Annotated in this window: 7 protein-coding genes and 1 pseudogene; 5 read left to right on the top strand and 3 right to left on the bottom strand. The window is 58.8% G+C overall.

Annotated elements, in window-relative coordinates:
- Positions 1–132: 132 nt before the first annotated feature.
- Positions 133–573 (bottom strand): MerR family transcriptional regulator, encoded by a 441-nt coding sequence (locus V1479_RS26025; protein ID WP_023517540.1) that lies wholly within the window; start codon positions 571–573, stop codon positions 133–135.
- Positions 574–671: 98 nt separating this feature from the next.
- On the opposite strand from V1479_RS26025, the gene V1479_RS26020 reads away from it, so the two are divergent.
- The 4 genes from V1479_RS26020 to merA are packed head-to-tail and all read left to right on the top strand — an operon-like array spanning position 672 to position 3,101.
- Positions 672–1,085, top strand: a complete 414-nt coding sequence (locus V1479_RS26020; protein WP_003501072.1) for a mercuric transporter MerT family protein — start codon at positions 672–674, stop codon at positions 1,083–1,085.
- Positions 1,086–1,101: 16 nt separating this feature from the next.
- Positions 1,102–1,389, top strand: coding sequence for a cation transporter (locus V1479_RS26015; RefSeq protein ID WP_010661778.1), 288 nt, complete (start codon positions 1,102–1,104; stop codon positions 1,387–1,389).
- 11 nt (positions 1,390–1,400) lie between these two features.
- A complete protein-coding gene (gene merT, locus V1479_RS26010) occupies positions 1,401–1,658 on the top strand; it encodes a mercuric ion transporter MerT (RefSeq protein ID WP_003501076.1) in 258 nt (85 codons plus the stop codon).
- The gene (gene merA / locus V1479_RS26005) at positions 1,659–3,101 is read left to right on the top strand and encodes a mercury(II) reductase (protein WP_003501078.1); all 1,443 of its coding nucleotides are present in this window, start codon (positions 1,659–1,661) and stop codon (positions 3,099–3,101) included.
- Between the two features lie 36 nt (positions 3,102–3,137).
- Here the strand turns inward: merA and V1479_RS26000 are convergent, their stop codons facing one another.
- Positions 3,138–3,725 carry a recombinase family protein gene (locus V1479_RS26000; RefSeq protein ID WP_003501080.1) on the bottom strand — a complete coding sequence of 196 codons (588 nt, stop codon included), beginning with the start codon at positions 3,723–3,725 and terminating at the stop codon, positions 3,138–3,140.
- Between the two features lie 155 nt (positions 3,726–3,880).
- Here V1479_RS26000 and V1479_RS25995 point away from each other — a divergent pair, with 155 nt between their 5' ends.
- Positions 3,881–6,856: a Tn3 family transposase gene (locus tag V1479_RS25995; protein WP_003501082.1), complete on the top strand. Its 2,976-nt coding sequence runs from the start codon at positions 3,881–3,883 to the stop codon at positions 6,854–6,856.
- 57 nt (positions 6,857–6,913) lie between these two features.
- Here V1479_RS25995 and V1479_RS25990 read toward each other — a convergent pair.
- Positions 6,914–7,012, bottom strand: a pseudogene (locus V1479_RS25990) (IS5/IS1182 family transposase); the annotation flags it as partial.

The following is a 7,012-nucleotide window of genomic DNA, read 5'->3' as shown; positions in this document are numbered from 1 at the left end:
ACTCGCCGCATCAACAGAAGCCGGGCGATTTCGGTCGCCGATGTCCAGGTTCGAATGCCGCGTTCGGCTTCGTCGTCGAGCAGCTTTTCACCCCGCAGAGGGGTCAGAACAAGAGCTGCTCGAAATCGTACGCTAAGCTTGAACGGAGCGGGAACGCTTGATTGACCGCATTTCAAAAAGGGCATCTATGACCGGACATTCTGGAACCTGATCGCCGGTGCATTGCGCCGCCATATTCGACATGGCCCGCTCCAGACGCCGCAGATCGGCGATTTTCTGACGGATATCTTTCAAATGTTCGATGGTGAGCGCATGGACCTCCCGGCAGGTGTAGGTATGCCCATCGACCAGGCGAAGCAGGCCGCGCAACTCGTCCAGGCTGAAGCCGAGTTCACGGCCGCGCCGCACGAAATGCAGCCGCCTTGCGTGTTCAGTTGTGTAGATACGATAACCCGCTGCGCTGCGGGCGGGCTTCGGCATGACGCCGATTTTCTCGTAATAGCGGATCGTCTCTATGTTGACGCCGCTGCGCTCGGACAGCACGCCGATCGAAAATTCATCATTCTGTGTCATCACATAGCTCGCACAAATCCGTGAAAATTTCTCGCTTGACCCTGTAGTCGCTACAGGCACTAGGGTCACGATAGATCAATTGCGGGAGCATGTGAACGATGATGCAGGATGAAACACGGACGCTGGCAAATACAGTCACAGAGCCAGCCGAAAAGGGTTTTGATCGGGCAGCATTGCTGTCGGTCGGCGGCATCGTTGCGGCACTGGGCGCAGCAACCTGTTGCGTGCTGCCCTTTGCCTTGTTCTTCGCTGGCATCAGCGGCGCGTGGATCGGCAATTTGACCGCGTTCGAACCCTACCAGCCTGTGTTTATCACGATCGCGCTCGCCTGCCTCGGCTACGGTTTCTATCTCGTCTATCGCAGGCCGAAGGCGGCTGAATGCGCCGAGGGTTCCTACTGCGCGCGTCCATCATCCCATCGGAACGCCAAGATCGGCCTTTGGGTCGCAACTGTCTTGATCATTATCGCCGTGGGCTTTCCCTACGCCGCCCGCCTTGTCCTCGATGCTTAATCCCAAGGAGAATCTCATGAAAATCCTGCCCCTCATTGCCCTTACTGCGTCCCTGCTGACGGGTGGTCACGCTTTTGCCGCCGAGCAGACCGTAACCTTGAATGTTGCCAATGCCACCTGCGAACTCTGCGGCCCGATTGTGAAGCGGGCGCTCAGCAACGTTCCAGGCGTGCTCGATGTTGATGTATCGGAGGCGACCGGCGCGGCGATCGCGAAGGTGCGCTTTGACGACAGCCAGACGAATGTCGCCGCGCTGATCACCGCAACCACCAATGCTGGCTATCCGTCCGGCGTTTCGCAGTAAGGAGGTTCAGCATGACAGATGGAAAGTTCATCGGCCTTGGCGGAGTCGGGTTTCTCGCCGTCATCTGTTGCGCCGCGCCATTTCTTTTGGTCGCCGCTGGCTCTTTTGGCTTTTCCGCATGGTTCGCAGCGGCCGGCTATGTGCTGATCCCGATCGCTCTCGCCGCGATTGGGGCGTCCGCACTTTATCTTTACCGGCGTCGGCGTTCCGCCTCATCAGCGGATGCCAATTGCTGCTCGATGAATAACAAGACAACAAAGGTGAATTGAATGTGTGAAGCTTGCGACGTTCCAACTTCCAACAAAGGCAACGGCCGTTATGATCTTGTGGTCGTCGGAGCTGGCTCGGCCGGTTTCTCCGCCGCGATCACGGCCGCCGAACTAGGCGCCCAAGTGGCTCTTGTCGGGCATGGCACGATCGGCGGTACATGCGTCAACATCGGCTGCGTGCCCTCGAAAGCCCTGATCCGGGCCACGGAGGCTGTACGTCACGCCAACGATGCGGCTGCCCGGTTTGATGGGATCGAAAGCGGCGCGCGCGTGGTTGATTGGGCCGCTCAGATCGCCCAGAAAGACGCTTTGGTTGCCGGTCTGCGACAGGCGAAATACGCTGATCTGCTGCCGGAGTACAACAATGTGGTCTACCACGAAGGTCCGGCCCGCCTCGTTGACGGCGGTGTCCAGGTCGCGGGCCAGCACATCGGCTCCGAGCGAATTATCATCACCACCGGTGCGCGTCCGGCGTTGCCGGGGATTCCGGGGATCGCTGACGTATCGCCGCTCGACAGCACGACAGCGCTCGCCCTGACCGAGCTGCCACGCTCGATGATAGTGCTTGGCGGCGGCTACATCGGCGTGGAGCTTGCCCAGACTTTCGCACGGGCCGGTGTCGAAGTGACACTCGTGTTCCGCAGCCGGCTTCTGCCGGAGGCTGAACCCGAAATCGGCGCTGCGCTTGCCACCTATCTGGCCGATGAGGGGATTAAAATCGTCAGCGGCATTACCTACGAGTCCGCCCGCAAGACCGATGATGGTGGTGTTGCCCTCGCCATCGCGCGGGACGGACGTCCGGAAATCTTGACTGCCGAGCGGATTCTTGTGGCGACGGGACGCCGCTCGAACACTGAAGCCCTTGGGCTTGCTGAAACCGGTATAGACCTGACACCGGCCGGGGCCATCATCGTTGATGATCGCATGCGCACCTCGAAGGCGGGCGTCTATGCCGCCGGCGATGTAACCGGAAAAGATCAGTTCGTCTACATGGCCGCCTATGGCGCAAAGCTCGCCGCCAAGAACGCATTGAACGGCAACAGCCTGAGTTACGACAACACCGCAATGCCCGCCGTGGTCTTTACCGATCCGCAGGTGGCGAGCGTCGGCATGACCGAAGCGCAGGCGCGGGCTGCCGGACATTCGGTTCGCACCTCCGTCCTTTCCCTCGACAATGTGCCGCGGGCGCTGGCGGCGCGCGACACGCGCGGCCTGATCAAGCTGGTCGCCGACGGGTCAACCCGGAAACTCCTTGGCGCTCACATCCTTGCACCAGAGGGTGCTGACAGCATTCAGACGGCAGCCTTGGCCATCCGCTGCGGCCTGACGATCGATGATCTCTCGGAGACGATCTTTCCATATCTGACGACTGTCGAAGGTTTGAAGCTTGCGGCTCAGACCTTCGACAGGGATGTGAAAAAACTGTCCTGCTGCGCGGGGTGAGGCGAAAGGGAAACGGGTGCCTACTCAAGTCACGGCTTAAACGGAGCGGTCGCCCTCGATCCTGACACGCATGATGGTCTGGCGGCTGGTGTCAAATTTTCTGGCGAGTGCGGAAACGCTCATCCCGCCCGCCAAATCCGAGAGAACATCCAATTTCTGCTTCTCATTGAGCCGAGCGGGACGGCCGAGGGTCTTGCCTTCCGACTTGGCTCGTTTGAGGCCCGACTGCGTGCGTTCGATCAGCAGATCACGCTCGAACTGAGCGACGGCATTGATGACGCTCATCGTCATCTTCCCGGCGGAACTCGCCAGATCGACGCCGCCGAGGGCCAGACAATGGACCCGCACGCCCAGCTCCTCCAGTTTCCTGACCGTCGTACTGACATCGATCGCATCTCGGCCGAGCCGATCGAGCTTGGTGACGATGAGCACGTCCCCGGCTTCGAGTTTATCCATCAGTCGCGAGAAACCCCGGCGCTGCGCAATGGCGACGCTGCCCGAGATGGTCTCGGTGACTATACGGCGTGGCTCGACGTGGAAGCCGGCCGCTTCGATTTCCTGAATCTGGTTTTCGGTGGTCTGTCCGGTCGTGGAGACACGGACATAGGCAAAGGTGCGTGGCATAAGGTTCAATTTCGTCCGAATAGGTTGTCCGAAAGGTGATGCCTGTCCACAAATAAGTCAAGATAATTTGTGGACAGGGTGATTTAGGCCTGTACTCAAACGACCGTTTCCGGACATGCCCGGAACCATCGACGCAAGTTTGTATGGAGTAAAAAATGGCGCGGCGGAAGTTTCTCAAAATTCAGGATCAACAGGAGCTGTTCGGCGTACCGACCGATGAGGATAGTCTGATCCGTCACTACACTCTATCTCCATCGGACCGGCTGGAGATCGAAGTCCGCAGGCGAAAACATAACCAGCTCGGCTTTGCTGTCCAGCTTTGCATGATGCGGCATCCGGGCCGGGCTCTCATGGTGCACGAAATTCCGCCGAGGGCGATGCTCAATTATATAGCCGAACAATTGGATGCTGATCCGGAGAGTTTCCGTTCCTATGCCAGGCGGGAGGAAACTCGCCGCGAGCATATCGCGCATTTGCTTTCCTATTTTGGAAAACGAACAGCAACAGCACAGGACCGGCGCGCCGCCTTACTATCCGCCGTCGAAACGGCGACCGCAACGGACAAGGGCCATTCTATTGCCCAAGCTATTGTCACCACGCTGCGGGAGCGGAAGGTGTTACTTCCCGCACCTGACACAATAGAGCGGATCGGCTTTGCCGGCCGCGTAATAGCCCGCCGTCGCGCCGAGGCTGCCCTGATATCGGGCCTTTCAGCCGAAAAGCTCCAATCCCTCGATGATCTTTTGACGGTTGATCCCGAGATACGACAGACGCGATTCCATTGGCTGCGATCTGCGCCAGATGCTCCGGGAGCAACCAACCTGGTCACGCTGACCGACAGGATCGCTTTCATCCGCGCGCTCGATATCGATCCCCGACTACAAGCCCGCATCCACTCCGGTCGCTGGGAGCAGATGGTCCGGGAGGGCGATGTGACACCGGCATGGCTTGCCGCCGACTTCAACGCCAGTCGGCGGCGCGCGACGATCATCGCGCAGATCATCAAGCTTGGGCAAAAGCTCACCGACGCCGCAGTCACCATGTTCATCAAGCTGATCGGCAGGCTGTTTTCGCAGGCGAATAACCGCAAGAAGCAGCGCCATGTGAACACCCGGATGGAGACGGCTAAGGCACTACGGCTGTTTCTCGACACGATATCGGCTCTTCAGTGCGCCAATGACAATGATGAAGATGCAATTGAAACGCTCGACCGCCACGTCGGCTGGCATCGCTTGGTGCAGGCAAAGCCGACGCTTGCGGCGATGGTGGAAGACAATGACGCCTCACCCTTGCTTATTGCAGCTGAGCAATATGCCAATGTTCGCAATTATGCAGGCCGGTTCCTCCTGACCTTCACATTCCATTCAAGTCGTCGGTATGATCCTTTGCTGGCAGCGATCGAAACACTCAGATCCCTTTACGCGGAAGGAAGGCGCGTGCTTCCCGAACGTGTCCCGATCGCTCATCTCGGCGCGGCGGAGCGTAAACTGATCTTCGGGCAGGCAAAGGCCGATCGCCGTCTCTATGAGATTGCAACACTGGCAGCGTTGCGCGAGCGGCTTCGTTCGGCCGACATCTGGGTCGAAGGCAGCAGGGCGTTCCGGCCGATAAATGAAAATTTCATGCCCCGCCCTACTTTTACCAAGCTGAAGGAAACTGACCAGCTTGGGCTCGGTGTGCAGCGCGACGGGGTGGCTTGGCTCACCGAAATGCAACAATTGCTGGACTTCAATCTGAAACGTCTCGCCCATCGCGCCCGCAACGGCAAACTTGAAGGCGTCCGTCTCGATGCCGGAACCCTGATTGTAACACCGCTGGCGAGCGAAGTGCCCGCTGCAGCCGATGAACTAAATATCGAACTCAGCGAAATGTATCCGCTTGTCGAAGTGCCGGATCTCTTAAGAGACGTGCATGAGTGGACCGGCTTTGCCGACCAGTTCACCCATGTTCGAACGGGCGATTCACCGCAAAACATTCCGGCCATGCTCGCCGGCACGCTCGCGGACGCCACCAATCTTGGCCCGAAACGTATGGCCGGAGCCTCCAAGGGGATCAGCGCCCATCAGATCGGATGGATGCGCATGTTCCATGCCCGCACGGAAACCTATCGCGCAGCGCAGGCATGTGTGACCGACGCCCATGCGCGTCATCCCCACGCCCAGCTCTGGGGAACAGGGACGACCGCATCATCTGATGGTCAGTTCTTCCGGGCCAGTGATCGTGCCGCCAAACGCGGTGATATCAACCTGCATTATGGCAGCGAGCCAGGCTCGAAATTTTACAGCCACCTTTCCGATCAGTACGGCTATTTCAGCATTCTGCCGATCAGCCCGACCGAGAGCGAGGCAGCCTATGTTCTCGACGGCCTGTTCGACCACGACACCATCCTGGAGATCGAGGAGCACTTTACCGATACCGGAGGTGCGAGCGATCATGTATTTGCCCTCTTCACTCTGATCGGAAAGCGTTTTGCGCCTCGGCTGCGCAATCTCAAGGACCGGAAGTTCCATACTTTCGAAAAGGCCGACTCATATCCAGCACTGGCCAACCATATCGGCGCGCCGATCAATACCGCCCTCATTCTGGAACACTGGGATGACCTTCTCCATCTGGCGGCATCAATCACGACACGCTCTGTTGCGCCCTCAATGATCCTCAAAAAGCTGGCGGCATCCTCGAAACCGAGCCAGTTGGCGAAAGCCCTGCGTGAGCTCGGGCGCATCGAGCGATCCCTGTTTATGATCGAATGGTATTCCAACCCGGCACTTCGCCGGCGATGTCAAGCCGGTCTTAACAAAGGAGAATCCGCCCACAAGCTCAAGCGGGCCGTTTTCTTCCATGAGCGCGGCGAAATCCGCGACCGATCGTTCGAAAGTCAGGCATTCCGTGCCTCGGGCCTCAACCTTGTCGTCAGCGCCATCGTCCACTGGAATACCGTTTATCTCAGCCGTGCCGTAGCCCATCTGCGTCAAAGTGGTCGAACTATCCCCGACATATTGCTCAAGCATGTCTCGCCACTCAGCTGGGAGCACATAAATCTCACCGGCATCTATTCCTGGGACACCGAGCAGCAGATGCCCGAAGGCTTCAGGCCATTGCGACTTCCTGGAAGAATCCTCCGCGCTGCATGACGTTCCCGCTCCGTTCGGTCTTAGCGTACGATTTCGAGCAGCTCTTGTTCTGACCCCAGATTGGCTGTCGATGATGGCTGCGGACGGACTGGCCTCGCGGCCGGAACGCTCGCGATCCATCATGACCAGGGTGTGGTTGATCTTCTCGAAGACCGA

This window comes from Neoaquamicrobium sediminum (assembly GCF_040970315.1).
Lineage (GTDB): Bacteria > Pseudomonadota > Alphaproteobacteria > Rhizobiales > Rhizobiaceae > Aerobium > Aerobium sediminum.
This window is presented reverse-complemented; position numbering and strand designations above follow the sequence as displayed.

Excerpts from the sequence above, each read along its gene's own strand:
- merA (WP_003501078.1), top strand. The coding sequence starts at position 1,659 with ATGTGTGAAGCTTGCGACGTTCCAACTTCCAACAAAGGCAACGGCCGT.
- V1479_RS26025 (WP_023517540.1), bottom strand. The coding sequence starts at position 573 with ATGACACAGAATGATGAATTTTCGATCGGCGTGCTGTCCGAGCGCAGC.
- V1479_RS26015 (WP_010661778.1), top strand. The coding sequence starts at position 1,102 with ATGAAAATCCTGCCCCTCATTGCCCTTACTGCGTCCCTGCTGACGGGT.
- V1479_RS26000 (WP_003501080.1), bottom strand. The coding sequence starts at position 3,725 with ATGCCACGCACCTTTGCCTATGTCCGTGTCTCCACGACCGGACAGACC.
- V1479_RS26020 (WP_003501072.1), top strand. The coding sequence starts at position 672 with ATGATGCAGGATGAAACACGGACGCTGGCAAATACAGTCACAGAGCCA.
- V1479_RS25995 (WP_003501082.1), top strand. The coding sequence starts at position 3,881 with ATGGCGCGGCGGAAGTTTCTCAAAATTCAGGATCAACAGGAGCTGTTC.
- merT (WP_003501076.1), top strand. The coding sequence starts at position 1,401 with ATGACAGATGGAAAGTTCATCGGCCTTGGCGGAGTCGGGTTTCTCGCC.